Source organism: bacterium, from assembly GCA_018812485.1.
Classification (GTDB): domain Bacteria; phylum JAHJDO01; class JAHJDO01; order JAHJDO01; family JAHJDO01; genus JAHJDO01.
In genome coordinates this window covers 1-16,510 of sequence record JAHJDO010000084.1, presented here as the reverse complement: position 1 = coordinate 16,510, position 16,510 = coordinate 1, and the positions used below count along the sequence as shown (strand labels likewise).

14 protein-coding genes are annotated in these 16,510 nt (G+C 34.5%); 11 read left to right on the top strand and 3 right to left on the bottom strand.

What is annotated here, in order from left to right:
• Positions 1–34 precede the first annotated feature (34 nt).
• The 8 genes from KKC91_06655 to KKC91_06620 are packed head-to-tail and all read left to right on the top strand — an operon-like array spanning position 35 to position 9,522.
• The gene (locus tag KKC91_06655; GenBank protein ID MBU0478230.1) at positions 35–1,198 is read left to right on the top strand and encodes a DegT/DnrJ/EryC1/StrS family aminotransferase; all 1,164 of its coding nucleotides are present in this window, start codon (positions 35–37) and stop codon (positions 1,196–1,198) included.
• Positions 1,195–2,580, top strand: a complete 1,386-nt coding sequence (locus KKC91_06650; protein ID MBU0478229.1) for a radical SAM protein — start codon at positions 1,195–1,197, stop codon at positions 2,578–2,580. The genes KKC91_06655 and KKC91_06650 overlap by 4 nt, the downstream gene beginning before the upstream one ends.
• Before the next feature lie 54 nt (positions 2,581–2,634).
• Positions 2,635–3,282: a class I SAM-dependent methyltransferase gene (locus tag KKC91_06645; GenBank protein MBU0478228.1), complete on the top strand. Its 648-nt coding sequence runs from the start codon at positions 2,635–2,637 to the stop codon at positions 3,280–3,282.
• A complete protein-coding gene (locus tag KKC91_06640) occupies positions 3,263–3,958 on the top strand; it encodes a class I SAM-dependent methyltransferase (protein MBU0478227.1) in 696 nt (231 codons plus the stop codon). The genes KKC91_06645 and KKC91_06640 overlap by 20 nt, the downstream gene beginning before the upstream one ends.
• 15 nt (positions 3,959–3,973) lie before the next feature.
• Positions 3,974–5,347, top strand: a complete 1,374-nt coding sequence (locus KKC91_06635) for a B12-binding domain-containing radical SAM protein (GenBank protein ID MBU0478226.1) — start codon at positions 3,974–3,976, stop codon at positions 5,345–5,347.
• Positions 5,344–6,519, top strand: a complete 1,176-nt coding sequence (locus KKC91_06630; GenBank protein MBU0478225.1) for a glycosyltransferase family 4 protein — start codon at positions 5,344–5,346, stop codon at positions 6,517–6,519. Before KKC91_06635 ends, KKC91_06630 begins: the two co-directional genes overlap by 4 nt.
• On the top strand, positions 6,516–8,525 hold the full coding sequence (locus KKC91_06625; GenBank protein MBU0478224.1) for a glycosyltransferase family 39 protein: 2,010 nt from the start codon (positions 6,516–6,518) through the stop codon (positions 8,523–8,525). The genes KKC91_06630 and KKC91_06625 overlap by 4 nt, the downstream gene beginning before the upstream one ends.
• A 49-nt stretch (positions 8,526–8,574) precedes the next feature.
• Entirely contained in the window at positions 8,575–9,522 is a 948-nt protein-coding gene (locus KKC91_06620; protein MBU0478223.1) for an FHA domain-containing protein, read from the top strand.
• 62 nt (positions 9,523–9,584) lie between these two features.
• On the opposite strand, the gene KKC91_06615 is transcribed toward KKC91_06620, so the two are convergent.
• From KKC91_06615 to KKC91_06605, 3 genes are all read right to left on the bottom strand, one after another.
• Positions 9,585–10,235 (bottom strand): hypothetical protein, encoded by a 651-nt coding sequence (locus KKC91_06615; GenBank protein ID MBU0478222.1) that lies wholly within the window; start codon positions 10,233–10,235, stop codon positions 9,585–9,587.
• Positions 10,236–10,335: 100 nt separating this feature from the next.
• Positions 10,336–11,454, bottom strand: a complete 1,119-nt coding sequence (locus KKC91_06610) for a radical SAM protein (GenBank protein ID MBU0478221.1) — start codon at positions 11,452–11,454, stop codon at positions 10,336–10,338.
• A 7-nt stretch (positions 11,455–11,461) separates the two neighbouring features.
• Positions 11,462–12,835 carry a glycosyltransferase family 39 protein gene (locus tag KKC91_06605; protein ID MBU0478220.1) on the bottom strand — a complete coding sequence of 458 codons (1,374 nt, stop codon included), beginning with the start codon at positions 12,833–12,835 and terminating at the stop codon, positions 11,462–11,464.
• Positions 12,836–12,951: 116 nt separating this feature from the next.
• Between KKC91_06605 and KKC91_06600 the strand changes: the two genes are divergently transcribed.
• Genes KKC91_06600 through KKC91_06590 form a run of 3 tightly spaced genes read left to right on the top strand, consistent with a single transcriptional unit; the run spans position 12,952 to position 16,364 of the window.
• Positions 12,952–14,244 (top strand): oligosaccharide flippase family protein, encoded by a 1,293-nt coding sequence (locus KKC91_06600; protein MBU0478219.1) that lies wholly within the window; start codon positions 12,952–12,954, stop codon positions 14,242–14,244.
• Positions 14,234–15,478, top strand: coding sequence for a glycosyltransferase family 4 protein (locus KKC91_06595; GenBank protein ID MBU0478218.1), 1,245 nt, complete (start codon positions 14,234–14,236; stop codon positions 15,476–15,478). Before KKC91_06600 ends, KKC91_06595 begins: the two co-directional genes overlap by 11 nt.
• A complete protein-coding gene (locus KKC91_06590; protein MBU0478217.1) occupies positions 15,468–16,364 on the top strand; it encodes a hypothetical protein in 897 nt (298 codons plus the stop codon). The genes KKC91_06595 and KKC91_06590 overlap by 11 nt, the downstream gene beginning before the upstream one ends.
• The last annotated feature ends 146 nt before the right edge of the window (positions 16,365–16,510 follow it).

The following is a 16,510-nucleotide window of genomic DNA, read 5'->3' as shown; positions in this document are numbered from 1 at the left end:
TGTATTATTTAAACTTAATTAAAAGGGAAAAGATATGCAGAGTGTTGATGAATCAGTAAAAAATTTATTATCCGGTGAAGGCAAAGATATTCCTCTGTTTAAGGTTTTTATGCCTGAAAGCGTTATAGAGCCTTTGCATAAGGTCTTATTCAGCGGGTACATAGGCGAGGGGCCAATAGTGGAGGAATTTGAACACAAGCTTGCACCGTACTTTGATAATAATAATGTGTTAACATTGAATAATGGAACAGCCGCCTTACAATTAGCGCTCAGGCTGGCAAATGTAGGTTATGGCGATGAAGTTATCTCAACCGCTATGACTTGTTCGGCAACAAATGAACCAATAATGGCAATGGGGGCAAAAATCGTCTGGGCGGATATCAATCCATGGACCGGCGATATTGATCCTGCAGATGTTGCCAAAAAAATAACTTCAAAAACAAAGGCCATTATGTGTGTCCATTGGGGCGGATATCCTTGTGATCTGGACGAATTAAACGCCGTTGCTGCTGAACACGAAATAAAATTAATTGAAGACGCTGCTCATGCCTTTGGTTCGACTTATCATGGAAAACTAATTGGCTCACAGTCTGATTTTGCGTGTTTTTCTTTCCAGGCAATTAAAGAGATGACAACTATAGATGGAGGTGCATTGGTTTGCAAATCCAATGCCGATTGTCAACGAGGCAGGCTGCTTAGGTGGTACGGCATTGACCGTAAAGCTAAACGCAAGGACCTTCGCTGTGAAGCGGATATTGTTGAATACGGATATAAATTCCATATGAATGATGTAACCGCAGTAATAGGTCTTGAGCAGCTCAAGTATGTGGACAAAACTATAAAAAAGCATCGCTCTAATGCCGCTCAATATAATAAAGCATTTAATGACCTCAAGACCGTGCGATCTTTAAGATACAAGAACGACCGCTCTAGTGTTCACTGGCTTTATACCATAAGGGTTAAAAATCTTCTAAGATTTATGGAACATATGAAAAAAGCGCGTATTACTGTTTCGCAGGTTCATGCGAGGAATGATACTCACACTATGTTTAAAAATTTTAGAAGCAATTTGCCTGGAGTAGATGAATTTGTCTATGAACAGGTTTCAATACCTGTAGGATGGTGGTTAACAGACAAAGATTTGCAGTACATTATTAGTGCGGTCACAGAATACGATATAATTGCCAAAACAAAATGATGAAGATTGCGTTAATCACTTTTGGGAATGAAGAGAGTTATGGACTGCTGTTTGTAGGTGGCGAATTATTGCGGTTCAAGCAGAAGATTCGATACTTTGACGCTGAGATGGAAGATATCGCATCGCAGGTTGTTCACTGGCAGCCCGATTTTATCTTTTTTTCTCCAATGACAACGTTCTTCTCTTGGTCTTTGCGTATCAGCAAGGAAATAAAAAAGTCTATCCCAAAAGTTGTATCGGTTTTTGGAGGACACCACGCAACTTCATGTCCGGATATATCAAAATTGGATGGAGTAGATATAGTCGTAGTTGGCCCTGTAAGAGGGGCTATAGACAAGATCCTAAAAAAGGAGCAGGGTATTATACAAACCATACCTACGACATCTGCAGATCTTCCTATGCCAGCCAGGAGAGAATATTACAAGGATATCCCGAGAATGGCCAAACGTTATCGTAAGGTAATGCTTTCAATGCTGGGTTGTCCATGGAATTGCTCCTATTGCAGCTCCTCTTCCAGCCATGTGCGAAGAATCTTTGGCCATGAGTCTCACAAACGCTATTTTCTTGGTAGAAGACCTATTAATGCTGTTATTGCAGAGGCTAAAGAGATTAAAAAATATGATACTGTCGAGATTGAGTGGGTAGATGACGATATGTTCTGTGGAGCTGATGTTGAAACATGGATGCCTGAATTTGTTTCAATATGGGAAAGGGAGATTGATCTTCCCATGTATATTTCTACGACGTCACACTCTGCTTTGAAGATATCTGACAATGTTCTTGCCACGCTTAAGAAGATTGTCAATTGTATCGGCGTTGGAATACAGGCCATACGTCCTGAGTCTCTTAAGTTATTCAACAGAACGTGGGATAATGAGCCCAAGATGAAAGCTGCATACGACAGGATGAGGTCGTTTGGATATGCTATCAATCTTCAATGTATTGTTGGGCTGCCTGTTGATGAGCCAGTCGAGGATGCATTGGACACCATAAAGGCTATGCAAAGAATAGGCTCAGGCAGTATTTGCTCGTGTTATCCATTGATGATTTATCCCGGTACTGCAATGGAGAAGTATTGTAGAGAAAAGGGTTTTAGACTGAATGATGCATGTAATGGAGATACAAACAGTGCTATTCCTAATATTGCCTTCCCACCAAGAACAACAAAACGACTGAGGAATATTTGTAAGCTTGCAACAATGTTTGTGAAGTATAACATAAGCGAAAAATGGATGCGGGCATTGATAGATATTGATTTTGACACTAAAACATCTAAGATGCTCTCTATGACGCGATACTTTGAATGTGTCAGAGACAGGTTGAAGGAAAAAGGAGAGAAGATATTTAACGAAGTAATACGCGATATGAATTTAAGATATTAACGCATTAATGAGCTTTTTGTAGCTAAACTATTACAAAACAAGAAAGGGTTATTTATGTTAAAACGATTGTTGTATATGAAGCGTATGTTGACGGTAAGACCAAAAAAGTATAGAAATTTACTAAAGACTATATATAAAAAACGTTGTCAAAGCATTATGGAAATTGGCACGCATAACGGAATTCATTCAAGACATATGATAGAGACAGCGAATATCTTCCAGCCTATGAGTAGAATCACCTATTATGGCTTTGATTTATTTGAAGGTCTTACTGACGAAGATTTTCAGAAAGAGCTTGCAAAGAAACCGCCAACGTACGATGAAATAAGGCAAAGATTAGAAAAAACAGGAGCAAATATTAATCTTTACATGGGATACACCAAGAACACTTTGCCAAAATTTTTAGAAGAGAGTAAAGACAAACAAATTGATTTTATTTTTATTGATGGAGGACATTCTATTGAAACCATCAGCTTAGATTGGAGTTATGTAAAAAAGATAATGTATCCGAATACTGTAGTGATTTTTGACGACTATTACTCTAACAAGGAAGCCAAAGACAGTGGATTCGGTTGTCAGTCACTGATAAATAATCTGGATAGAGGTGTATACGATATAGAAATTCTGGAACCTATGGACCATTTTGGAGGATATACGCCAAGAGACTGTAACATGGTCAAAGTTGAAGTCAAAAAAAACTAGAGTTATTGAGATTATTAAAATCCTAAAGAAAATAAATAGATATATATTTAGTTCTCTTCTTGAACAATATCCAAGTTTGGTAAAAAGGGAAGTCATTGGAAGTTGCCAAACTTTGCTTGACCTTGGTTGCGGAACAAAGTCACCCATAGAAAAATTTTCTGATAAATTGCATTATAGCGTAGGCATAGATATATTTGAACCGAGTCTCTTAAAGAACAATAAATTAAAGATATATACAGAATATAGGAAAATGAATGTTTTGGAAATTGGGAATGTATACAAAGAAAACTCATTTGATTGTGTTCTAGCTTCTGAACTGATTGAACACTTAACAAAAGATGATGGTTTAAGATTAATCGCTATGATGGAGAAAATTGCGAAAAAAAAGACGATAATATTTACGCCAAACGGCTATTTGCCGCAAGATAAATACGACGGAAACGAGTTTCAAATTCACCGCTCAGGCTGGTATCCATCAGAAATGGAAGATATGGGATATAGGGTAATTGGTATAAGAGGATGGAAATTATTGAGAGGGAAGCATGGAATGATTAAGTGGTGGCCAAGGGAATTCTGGAGAAGAGTTTCTTTATTAACGCAACCTGTAACTGAAAAATTTTCTAAGATAGCTTTCCAGATTTTATGTGTTAAAGATATAACAGAATCAGAAGGATAAATATAAAAAATTATTATGAAAATCAAGTTCCTGTTTATAAACGCAATTGACTCTTCTAAAAAGGTTGAAACAAAATATCCTCCCTTAGGTATTGGGTATCTAATTAGTAGCCTGAGAACATATTTTGGCAGAGATGAGATTATATTTAAGGTAATATGCGATAACGTAGAAGAAGAGATGATAGATTTTAAACCAGATATCGTTGGAATTAGTTCAGTGAGCCAAAATTACAATAAAGCAATTACTTGTGCAAAAATCGCAAAAAAATATAAACTGCCAGTGATTGTTGGAGGAGTGCATATTTCAATGATGCCTTCTTCATTGACTTCAAATATGGATGTTGGAGTTATAGGAGAAGGAGAGGTTACTATATGCGGATTATTGGAATCTTTTATCAAGGAAGGAAGGTTCCTCAGGACGAATCTGAAAAAGATTAAGGGAGTAATATATTGGAACGATGACAATACAATTGCTGCTTCAGCTGAACGAGAGTTAATCCCTTTTCTAGATAAACTTCCTCCTCCTGCACGGGATTTATTTGATATCCAGCCCAGAACATATATGTTCACTAGCAGAGGCTGTCCGTATCACTGCTCTTTTTGTGCATCCTCACTATTTTGGAATAAGGTTAGATTCTTTTCGGCTGAATATGTTGTAAATGAAATTGAGTATTTAATTAATGAATATAACGTTAAACACATCAATTTTTATGATGATATATTCTCAGTCGATGTAAAAAGAATAAAAAAGATAATAAGTATTTTTAGAGAAAGGGGTTATCTGGGTAAAGTGGATTTCAGTTGTGCAATCAGAGCCAATATGGTAAATGACGAGGTAATCCGATTATTAAAAGAGATGGGAGTAAGATCTATTAGCATGGGATTAGAATCGGGTTCTGATAAAATTCTTAAGTATCTTAAAAGAGATAGTATAGATGTTAGGAAAAATGAGAATGCCATCAGAATAATCAAGAAACACGGGATATCAGTATCTGGCAGTTTTATAATCGGGGCTCCTGAAGAGGATAAAGAAGATATTTTGAAAACACTAAAATTTATTTCAAAAAGCAAATTAGATGGATTTGATGTCTATGTTTTAACCCCTTTTCCTGGAACTTTGGTCTGGGACTACGCAATTTCTAAAGGTTTAGTTAACGAGAAAATGGATTGGGGGAAGTTAAATGTAAATTTTAGTGATAATTATAATTCTGCTGTAATCTTGTCAGAAAAATTGACAAGAAAGAAAATACACAAGTTGTTTTTGCAATTTAGATATGAGAGAAGGAAAATAGGAATGTATAAATTATTTAAAAAAGGGGTTAAAAACCCATTGAAAATTCCATGGTTCTTAACTAAAAAAATCAGTGCTGCCCTCAGAAATAGATTATGAAGATTGCCATAGTTACTCCTCACTTTTTTAATCCAAGTGGAATTGGAACGATGTGCAGTAATTTAGCATCAGAGCTGGTTAAGAAAGAGAACATGGTTGAGGTTTTTACTTTTGTTATTCCAGAAAGATATAGGTTTAATATACCGAGCAGTGGAGTAAAAGTATACGCAATAAGAAATATGTATGCTGAAACTCTAAATCTATCCCAGCAAAGGCATAAACTTCGCCTAATAACCTGGATACAAACTAAATTGTATCGATTTTTAACTTTATTGAATATTTTAAAATCAATGATATCAAGATTACCTCTGTCAGACGTTATTCATATAAATGGATATACTGATTTGACAATTGTAGGCTTTCTTATCGGAAAGATCTTTAATAAACCTATTATTCTGTCTTTTCATGGAACAGATGTTTGGTACTATAAAAAAACATTTTTTGATCTTTTTAAGAGGATTGTCCTACATGTAAATAGGATTACCTGCGTTAGCAAGTGCCTTCAGGATAAGTTATTAAACGATACAGGAGCCAAAAGTGATGTGATACCTCCTATGACCAGCGATTGTTTTCTATCTCAAAGAGGAAAACGTACAAATTTTCTAAAACATGAGTTTAATGCTGATAAAATACTCTTAAATGTTAAAGGACTAATACCAATATACGGACACGAACTTCTAATAAGAAGTTTACCAGATGTTCTTAAGAAATATCCTAATTTAAAATTAGTATTAACAGGAGAAGGTCCCTTGCTTGAGAAATTAAAACAGCTTGTTGTAACGTTATGTATTAAAAACAATGTGGTATTTGCAGGCTTTAGTAGCCATGAGAAGTTAGTGGATTTTTATGCATCCTCAGACATTTATGTCTTATCATCAAAATTGGAGTCCAGGGCTAATGTAGTCTTGGAATCATTATCATGTGGAACGCCGGTTATTACAACCAATAATCCTGCTGGCATTGAACTGGGCAATCAATATCATGGAGATGTTACTCTTATACGTGAAGATACTCCTCAGGTGCTTGCAGATACTATACTAAAAATATTGGATGAGGGTAGAAAAGTTAAAAGAAGCACAATTGCAAAAATTTCTAATGAACTGAACACACGGGTTATTGCACAAAAATTTTATGATATTTACAGAAATGTCACTGATATGGGGGCTAAATGAAACTTAATGAAGTAGAACAAAAATGTGATTCTGTAATTAATTCGTCCCTTTTACTTATCGCGCTCTTTGCATTTCTATGGATAATCAGGTTGCTTGTATTGGGCTCGGATAGCCAATTAGATATAATTGGCTATATGCCGGCAGATATTGGATTTGATGCCCATAGCGCCAGAAACAAAGTTTTGTTTGGTAAATGGTTAATAGATGATTTTAATGTAATTTTCGTAGTTCCTTTATATACATATTTTATTTATTTATCGTTCAAATTTTTTGGGGTTGGTTTATGGCAGATTAATCTTGTCACTGCTGTGGGTGGTTGTCTGACATTAATATTTGTCTATCGCATTGCAAAAGAAATAACAAGTGATAAAAAATTTGCTATTGTTGCAACATTTATTTACGGAGTAAATAACATAGTTTTGAGCTACAATAGAAAAGGTTCCACCGAAAGTTTAATGTTTCTTTTTATTTCCGGTTCGTTATATTTTTGGTTAATTGGTAAACATAACAGGTTATATTACTTTGTATCAGCCTTGTGTTTGGTTTTTGGTTGGCTCTGTAAATCCTATGCACTTGCATATATCTTAGTGATAATTGGGTTTTTTATATATGAAGCGAAAATGAAGCTGATAAAAAATCCTATAAAAATTACGTTTTGGTTTACATCAGGATTAATACTTTCTTTTATAGCATATTTTCTTATTCTAGTTTTCCCTGACTACGAAAAATGGAAGGCAATGAATGGTGTTTGCTTTTCAGAAAATGTAGCTCATACACCCTGGCTGGCTATAGTGAATTTTATGCGCTTTACAATCAATCCAAGTACATTGATTACGGGTAACGTTACAATCCTAACGCCTCTTTTTATCTTTTGCGTAATAATTTATTTACTCAACAAAACCAATAAGAGACCTTCTTTTAGATCATCTTCTATTGAGCGATACTCGATAATATGGATTATATTGGCATGTCTTCCTTTTACGATTACTAACTATATATCTACCAGGAGATTTCTTATATTGATTATACCCATTTCGATGTTATTGACATCTTTTTTGTTTAAAAACATAGACGATAAGCAATTTTTAGATCTAATAAAAAACGGTTTTATTTCAGTAAGTTCCAAAGTCAAAAAAACAATTATTATTTTCATAGCATCTTTAGCAATACTTCCTACAATAAGAGTTGTAGTTTTGAGGGTTATTACATTATTTAATTTAGTCTCTGAGAGTTCGGATAAACTCAATATGGCCATGCAAGGACGGCTGGATACTACAATAGTAGTTGTAAGTATTATCGGCATTTACGGTTTTATTTCCATTATTGATAGAAAAAAAGAACATTCTAGAATGAAGTGGTATTTGTATTTAGTTTTATTTCCTGTAATAAGTGCATATTTAATGCCTTTTTTATCAAAAATAATGGGGCTTCTTTTATCTAGAATCAATATTGGAGAGTATCCAGGTGTTGGGCCGCAGACAACGGCAATTATGTCTGTAATAATTATTGGGATAGTGTTAATCTTTTTCATTCCCGGAATTTACAAGATTATCCTGCAGGGAAATAAAAATCTAATAAAGACTGCTTTTTCAGTAGGGATTGTAATTTACCTGTTTTCTAATTTATTTATAGATATAATGCCACTGATTAGGCCCAAATATGAACTCTTAAAGATATCTAGAGATTTAAACAGATATTTTGAGAAAGGAACACCTGTGTTAGGTCTTGAGGCTGATACTCTTTGTATGGAAACGAAAGCATTTAGCTTTTCTCCATGGGGTTGGAAGGAGGCAGATAAAAATATGAGAGGTATCCAGAAACTAAATGCTAATCTAATGGAACGTTTTAGGCCCGAATATATGATAATAGTGGATGCTGATACCAAATATGATATATATCCAAAATGCACACAAAAAATGAAATCATACAACTTACTAAAAGTAAAAGAATATACACTGGATAACGGTGTAATAGAGTTATTTAAGGTTTTGTACAATAAGAAATAGGGGATTGCATCAAAAAAAAATGCTTTTGAATTTGGGATGTACTTAATACATGCGAAATAAATCTTTATTCCTGATTGTTTGTCAAATTGTCACACTTTTATTTTCTTCGAAAAATGTTTTTGCAGTTAGTAAAACTGAACTGTTTATAAAAGACCATCCTGTTAAATTTGGTTTTTCTACCTTTGCTATACCCGTTTTTATTATTCTGCTTTATATCGGCATTTCAAAAATAGACAAATTGATTGATATAATAATAAAGTTTGGACAGAAGCAGCACGCTAAAGAGGAAGAAGAAGAGTATAAAAAAATACCCAGAGGCTTAATTGAAGAAGAAGTCGCTTTATCTCTTTCTCCTGCTGAGCTTATATGGAGAAAGGAGGGCGGGGAATCAGAAACATACAAATTGCGTCCAAACATAGAGTTCTGGATAGGAAGATCCGAAGATAATGAACTAATACTAGAAGATGAATTGGTATCCAAACTCCACGCAAAGATACGACCACAACACGAAGGCTATGTGTTATATGATATTCATTCCTATAATGGTACTAAGATTAAGGGGAAAAAAGTGCTTAAACATATATTAAAAAATAACGATGAAATAAACATAGGCAAGCAAATAATAAACTTTAATCAAAAAGTTGGCAAACCTGAGAACAAAGACGCACAACTAGGGGCTATAAAAGGTAAAGAGGTGCTTGTTAAGTATATTGTATATGCTCCAGGACAACCTATGCTTGAAAAGCAGGCATATGCCAAAAATATAAGTGAGTCTCACATTTGTATCAGAACAGATAAGTATGTGCCGGAAATAGGCACAACCATAGAAATGCAAATTCAATTTCCAAATGATGAAGTAATTAATGAAATACTAGGGAATGTCCTATCGTGCAAGCAAACATCGCTGAAAGGTGAATACGAACTAGACATTGGATTTCCAGGATTGCTAGAAGAAAAACAGCAGATCATCAGTAGTTATATAAAAAACAGGTTGTAGAAAGTTAGATTACAGACGTATGCCACAGCACAGAAAAATCCTTCTGTGCTGTGGCATAAAAACTATCTTGCTAGACCATACTCTATTTTTATGCCTGCTATGAGTGAAAGCTTATCCAACATATCCTCCGCGCCGGCAATTACGTAATAGTCCTTATTTTCCCATATCCTATAACTCAGGTTTGTTCTGAGAAAGAATGGGGAACTGTAAACAGCGCTGTGCCCTTCAACTGTAATACTAGTTTTTTCGTCAGGCAGCATATAGTCTACTCCCAGCCCCACTCCTGAATTTATCATACCGCCTCTGAGTGTCAGACTATTATTGAGGTATTTAGATGCAATCTGCGCGTCGTACTCAACATATTGAACGTTTCTTCTGTCTCTTCGCCCGTATGGATTTGATGCCTTTAGATCTATCTTACTGATTCCAAGAAGATAGTATCTATCATCAGAAGTCTCAACTCTTGCGTAAATTTTAGTTCTCGGCATCTTGTTCCTAAATGACCATACACTTTCAGCCCCTATGTAGGTTGTTGCTTCTTTTATTGTTGCCGCGGTAGTCAAAACGCCTGTCGTTACACCTTCAGAAATTTGTTTTACCGCTGTTTTTTCCTGCGGTTGAGCTACCTTCTTTGGAAGTCCGCCTGCATACACTAAGCTAAAGCATACACCGGTCAATGCGGCGATTAAACCAACTCTAAACAAAGATTTCATTTCCTTTCACCTCCCTTCCACACGTATTTACGAATTACTACACTTTAAACGAAGTATATATTAGGATACGGCTCTTTGTCAATTAGAAATGCTCGATTTGTTAATAAGTAACTAGTTTGCAACATCTTTTGCATACTGGGTAGATTCCAGATAAAAGTTTTTTTCTCATTCTCTTGAATTCAGTATTGTTCCATATAGATATAAGAGATTTATTTCGAATATTACCCATTTTATGCTGCATTAGGAGACAAAAAGGCACGGTTCCATCGGAATTTATTCTGCATATAAAAAACGGATATGTGCAAACGCCTCTGGGATTATAATCATGTCTGTAGTAATCTTTAATATGTTCTAGTTTACTCACAGGTCGTGAGTGCATATTTATTTCAAGCTTGCCAGCCTTTTTCAGAGCTTTCTGCCATGTACTTAATAACAGAGAAAATTCCTCTAACTGAATACTTTGCTCTTCTGAACATGTATCAAATAGCCCTAATTCTGGATTCCCAGTCATCTCTGCGGATTTATTCAAGTCCTCAGCAGTATTGTAGATAAGGTGATTAAATACAACGTTCTTTATGCTAAGTTCTTTTGCAACATCAAGACACTCATCAAAAGATTTTACATTAGTCTTTGAGATTACTGAATTAATGTGCACACACTTATCCGTATTTATGCCAAGAGCATTTAATGAGGTTAGAAGTCTTTCAGCTCCATTAAATGCGCGTTTAAATGCATCCTTAGCCCTTCGTATTATATCGTGTGTCTCCTCTTTCCCATCAAAGGATAAAGAAATGTTACGGATTACTCTGGCTTTAATAAGACGAGCTAAATGTAAAGCCTTTTCTTCATTTATTAAAGTAGCATTTGTTGTTAAGTTTTGGATGACTATCCCTCTCTCAGCAAAATAATTCAGAATATCGAGAATATCCTTGCGAATAAAAATTTCCCCTCCAACAAGGTTTATAGTTCTTAGTTTTAACTTATCGAATATATTCTTTATTTCTTCTAAGGATAATTCGTCTTCAGCACGAATCTGATTGTGTTGCTGATAACACATTGAGCATCTGAGATTACATCTTCTTGTAAGTTCAATACAAATCTCTTCAGGCAATTTAAAGGTTCTTCCTGTTCCCCATGAATGTAGAACTTTTAATTTCCTATTAACATTAATACTGTGAAGTTTATTCCTGAGCCTTTTTAGAAGATAGAATAAGACCATAACTATACTATTTGTTTTTTGCCTGTTTATTGATTTTACAAAAAGCTATTATACATATAACCCAGATAACTATAATGGGTATGAGTGTCAACATTCCTGTCTTCTCGGATAATATTGAAAACAAATTATCCTCAAAATATGATGGCTCGGATAAATAGCGAAATATATTCTGATAAAACATATCATTCAACTGTTTTGAAAGGATATCTCTTCCGGTTACAAGAAGCATAGAAACAGTTGATATAGCTGCCAAAACAGTAAAAGTAAATATCCATATCTTTGATTTTAGTTTTTTTACTGCATATATCGCCAGAATACATAGAAATGGAATAGCTGTTATTAGAAAACGTTCTGCAAAAAATTTAAATGAAGAATAGAATAGTATCACAGCTGCTGAAATACTAATAAAAAATAAAAATTCTCTCTTTCTTTTGCTTTTTAACCCAAAATAAGCCCCTGGAAAAGCAAACAGTAGAAAAGGATGCATCATAAATATCCCCCTTTTTAGACCGAACGTTAACTTAATAATTCTACTCAACTTAGGAAGCTTGATGCCGCTAATTCCCTGAGCATGGTATTTTGCAAAGTAATGAGAATATTCATAGTTGTAACCTGTTTTTAAAGGATTATCAAAGCAGGCGTAGTGATATATACCAAGTATTATAATGGCTAAACATACAGGAATAGCTAGATAGATAAGTTTTTTTATTGACTTAGTAACTGTAAATAGATAAATAAAAACAAATACAGCAAAAAGGACCATTGGATACTCGCATAAAATAGCTAATCCTAATAAATAACCGCTAAAGAAAATTTTAGATTTATCAATTTTTTTGATATTTTCGCTCTTAATTAAAATATAAAGTGCTGTAAAAAAAAGAAAACCTGCAACGTGGTGTGCGTAAAACATATTTGAGTAAAAAAAGACAATAGTTCCAAGGCTATAACTCATAGTTCCTAAGATAGACAATCTAATATTGCTGAGAAACATATTAATTGTTTTGTAAAAGATTACCCCCATTATTGCTGAGGGGATTATAACTACAAAAAAAGTTGGAATATAAATTTTGAATATATAATCAACGAAAGCTGAAGATGAACTGCAAAATCTTAAGATCTTTGATGCTACAAAATAAAATGGCACGCCAAGGAATGAAATTCCTGGAGCTTTGTCCGTGTAAAAATGTCCTTTATAGAATGCCTTGTCTCCTGTATTTTCGTGATATGCATCAATGCTAAGTGAGTGGTGCTCAGCTATTGACCAGACTAGGTCCAGTCTGGTCCCACTATTCCAGTCAATTTTCCTGAAGAAGTAGCCATAGGATATAACGAGAACAATAAAAATTAAAAGTTCAATCTTGTAGACTTTTATAACATTCATAAATACCCGGATAGATATTTGTCAATATAACATCGCTTAATTTGGCTGTCAAATTATGGAAATTTAATTCTTTTCTGCTATAATGCAGCGATATGGAATACCTGAAGAAATTCATTTTGAAATTCATAGGACAGAATCAGCTTAAGAGAACATTGATCAAAAATACTGGTTTTATGTTTGGAGGTGATATTGCAACAAAAATCTTCAGACTATTGATAGTTCTTATTCTTGGCAAGATGTTATCTGCCAATGAATACGGGCAGCTATTTGAGGCGATGGCAGTAGTTCTTGTAATAACCGAGCTTATTGACGTTAGAATTGGGGAAGCAGTTACAAAGTTTGCAACAGATTACCTCGTAAAAAACCAGAAGAATAAAGTTCTAAGTATCATTAAAATAGGATATTTTGTAGATGCGCTTTTAGGAATACTGTGCTTTTGTATTATTGTGTTGATTGGCGATATTGTAGCGCAAAAGGTATTTCACGGTCATGTGTCCTCAAGACTAATAAAAATATATGCTTTGTCTCCTCTTCTCTCAACAGTGAATGGTACCTCTCTTGCAATAATTCAAACATTTAAAAAATTTAAGATAATGAGTGTATTCAACGCATTAAGCGCATTTGCAAGGTTCGTTTTTCCTGTCAGCCTTGTTAGTTTAGGCTTAGAGTATATAATGTTTGGTTATGTTCTGGCAGCTTTTATACCTACAGTCTGTTTATCAGTTGTTGTATTGAAGCTTATAAAGACACAATTCAAGGAAATCAAAGCATCAAATATTACGCCTGAAATGAAAAAAATTCTGCCATTTACCTTTCACACAACGATTTCTGTTACTTTTAAATCTGTTATCAGAGAAATGGATGTAGTACTGCTGGGATTTTTTAAGTCACCGGAAATAGTTGCCTATTACAAAATAGCTCTTGCGTATGTCAACACACTCGGATTTGTAACAGGTCCTGTTGGCACAGTTATTTACCCAACTTTAACCTCTCTATGGGCAGAGAAAAATATTTCACTCTATAAAAAAATATTACGAAAAATAAGCAGTGTAATGATTTTTGTATCCGGTGCTGGAGCTGCTATTATGGTTATTGCAGGTCCACATATTTTTAGAATATGGAAACCGGTATATCTTAATTCAATGCCTGCAATACGAGTAATGATATTTGCTGTTATACTATCAAATATTTTCTGCTGGATGAGGTCTACAATTTTATCTGCGGGTAAGCCGTATATATCTACGATTAGCAATATGGGCGGCGCCATTGCGCTTATTCTCGCATCATTTTTGCTGGTTCCGTGGCTGGGACTCATTGGTATGGCGATTACTTATGTGCTGGTCTATACTGCGATAATTTCAATTGCATTAATAATGCTTAGAAAGTCTGTTTTTAATTATGAATTCTAAATTAATAAACAAAATTAGATCTAAATTAAAAATCGCTGTCAAAGACAGCTTAATCTATCCGGCAAATATCAGATTCCCAATGGAACGAGCCAATGCTATTCAGATAGTGAATACATGCTATGCTCTGGCAAGTAAAGGCGTAAGAGTATATCTATTAGTAAGGAAAATGAATAATAGAACCACTGAAGAGTGTCTGGGATTTTATGGATTGAAGCCTCACACTAATTTGCATATAATCAGGTTGCCTGTTTTGAATATCCACATACATCTTATTTGGAATTACTCATTCTATTTCCTGTGTTTTTTAACCATATTTTTTCTCTCAGCATTCAAGAATGTTAAAAAGATATACTTGCGTGAGATTGGTATAGCAAGGTATCTGTTGAGACTTAAAAATTTATTAAGATACGAATTATTATATGAAGCGCATACGATACAGTCCATGGAACAAAAAGAAAGGGGAAAATTACTATTTGATGGAACTACCCCTAACGCGAACAGATTGAGAAAAATCTCAAAAAGAGAAAGAGAAGTTCTAATAAGTGCAGATAAACTAATAGCAATTTCTGAGAGTTTAAAGGATGCTATACAGAAATATCTTGGCATTTCTAGAAAAATTGCCACAATACCTGATGGAGCGTTAATTCCCGATGTTTCAGAGAGGGGTTTTTCTAAGAGACCAAGTAGCAGAAATATAATCTATGTCGGACAATTATACCCATGGAAAGGAGTTGACATTCTAATAAAGGCATTAAAGGAAATACCAGATGCCATGCTGACAATTGTTGGTGGACTTTCTTACGAAAAGGATGTGTACAGGCTGAAAAAGTTTGCAAAAGAAATTACGGTAGAAAACAGGGTACAATTTGTAGGATTTGTTCCTCACAGAGATATAAAAAAATATTTAAAGGAGGCAGATGTTGGAGTTATTCCATTAACAGACAATGTAATGAGCAGATATTTTACTTCTCCTTTGAAGCTGTTTGAGTATATGGCAGCAGGATTACCAATAGTTGCATCTGATCTCCCAACAATAAGAGAAATGCTCATAGATCACAAAAATGCTGTGCTGGTTAAGCCGGGGGACTCAAAAGATCTAGCGCAAGGAATCAAAGAACTGCTTGATAATCACGAACTTGCAAACAAGTTATCGCAAAAAGCTTATGAAGATGTTAAGCAGTATAGCTGGGATGTGAGAGCAGAAAGAATAGTAAAGGTAATTGGTGAAAACTAGACATAGAATAAAAAGGAATATTTTGTATGTGCTGAATACATTGCTATGGGCGTTCTCTTCTTTTCCTGAGATTCAGAGGAAGAAGCCAATAAACATAAATTTTGTCTTTCACACTGAAGCAATAGCGAATAAAAGGATATTTGATAAACTCATGGATTTCTGCAAGAAGTTTTTTGACTATACACACGCAAAACTAACTCTATGTATTACAACACCATATTGTCCTCAAACACAATATCAACTGGAGAAATTTAATGTCACTACCGGTGAGTATGGGAAAAGGGTGAAAGAGATATCTAAATTTACTGAAATTGGCTATCATGGGCACTTTTTTACCCCGTTATCAAATAAACGTGCTCTGGCGCCGATAAATCATTTAAACTATAATTTTCAACTTATTAAAGAACAAATGGAGAAAGAGATTTTTTGGCTCAAAAAAGAGAGTATAACTCCCATAACCTATGTTGCTGGATGGTGGTTTCTTACAGACGATATCATAAAACAGTTAGAAGATTTTGGTATTAGAGTGGACTGCTCTATACGAAGAAATCATACAAATAGTTTTGGGGAGAAGTTTATCGACGACAGCAAGATTCCTCGAAGAGGAGAACCATTTATCCTTTCTTCATCAAAAAGAATAATAGAGATTCAAAGTATTTTTTATCCTATTCATCATCCGAGATTAACACTGAATATGCTAAAGAATGTTATGGATTTTAGAGCGGATAAAGAACTTTTTCTTGTTTTTCCTTCTCACGAAGGAGAGCTTTTGGATTTTAATAGAGAATTTTGGGCAAACATTAAGATGCTTAGTAAGTTGAGATATATTAAGTGGACAGATCTCAGCGAAATGAATAGACTTGCAAGAGCGGAATGGAAACTATGAATTTTAAATTTAAAATAAGAGAAGCGACAGACCAGGACAGTGAAAACTGGGATAAATTCGTAGAGCATAATAATGGAAGTTTTTATCAGTGTTACAAGTGGCGTTTTGTATATGAGGAGCAAGGTTTTAAAACGTTTTATCTGATA

Bases quoted from the DNA above. Each gene is read 5' to 3' on its own strand.
- KKC91_06655 (MBU0478230.1), top strand. From the start codon at position 35: ATGCAGAGTGTTGATGAATCAGTAAAAAATTTATTATCCGGTGAAGGC.
- KKC91_06650 (MBU0478229.1), top strand. From the start codon at position 1,195: ATGATGAAGATTGCGTTAATCACTTTTGGGAATGAAGAGAGTTATGGA.
- KKC91_06645 (MBU0478228.1), top strand. From the start codon at position 2,635: ATGTTAAAACGATTGTTGTATATGAAGCGTATGTTGACGGTAAGACCA.
- KKC91_06635 (MBU0478226.1), top strand. From the start codon at position 3,974: ATGAAAATCAAGTTCCTGTTTATAAACGCAATTGACTCTTCTAAAAAG.
- KKC91_06630 (MBU0478225.1), top strand. From the start codon at position 5,344: ATGAAGATTGCCATAGTTACTCCTCACTTTTTTAATCCAAGTGGAATT.
- KKC91_06625 (MBU0478224.1), top strand. From the start codon at position 6,516: ATGAAACTTAATGAAGTAGAACAAAAATGTGATTCTGTAATTAATTCG.
- KKC91_06620 (MBU0478223.1), top strand. From the start codon at position 8,575: ATGCGAAATAAATCTTTATTCCTGATTGTTTGTCAAATTGTCACACTT.
- KKC91_06615 (MBU0478222.1), bottom strand. From the start codon at position 10,235: ATGAAATCTTTGTTTAGAGTTGGTTTAATCGCCGCATTGACCGGTGTA.
- KKC91_06610 (MBU0478221.1), bottom strand. From the start codon at position 11,454: ATGGTCTTATTCTATCTTCTAAAAAGGCTCAGGAATAAACTTCACAGT.
- KKC91_06605 (MBU0478220.1), bottom strand. From the start codon at position 12,835: ATGAATGTTATAAAAGTCTACAAGATTGAACTTTTAATTTTTATTGTT.
- KKC91_06595 (MBU0478218.1), top strand. From the start codon at position 14,234: ATGAATTCTAAATTAATAAACAAAATTAGATCTAAATTAAAAATCGCT.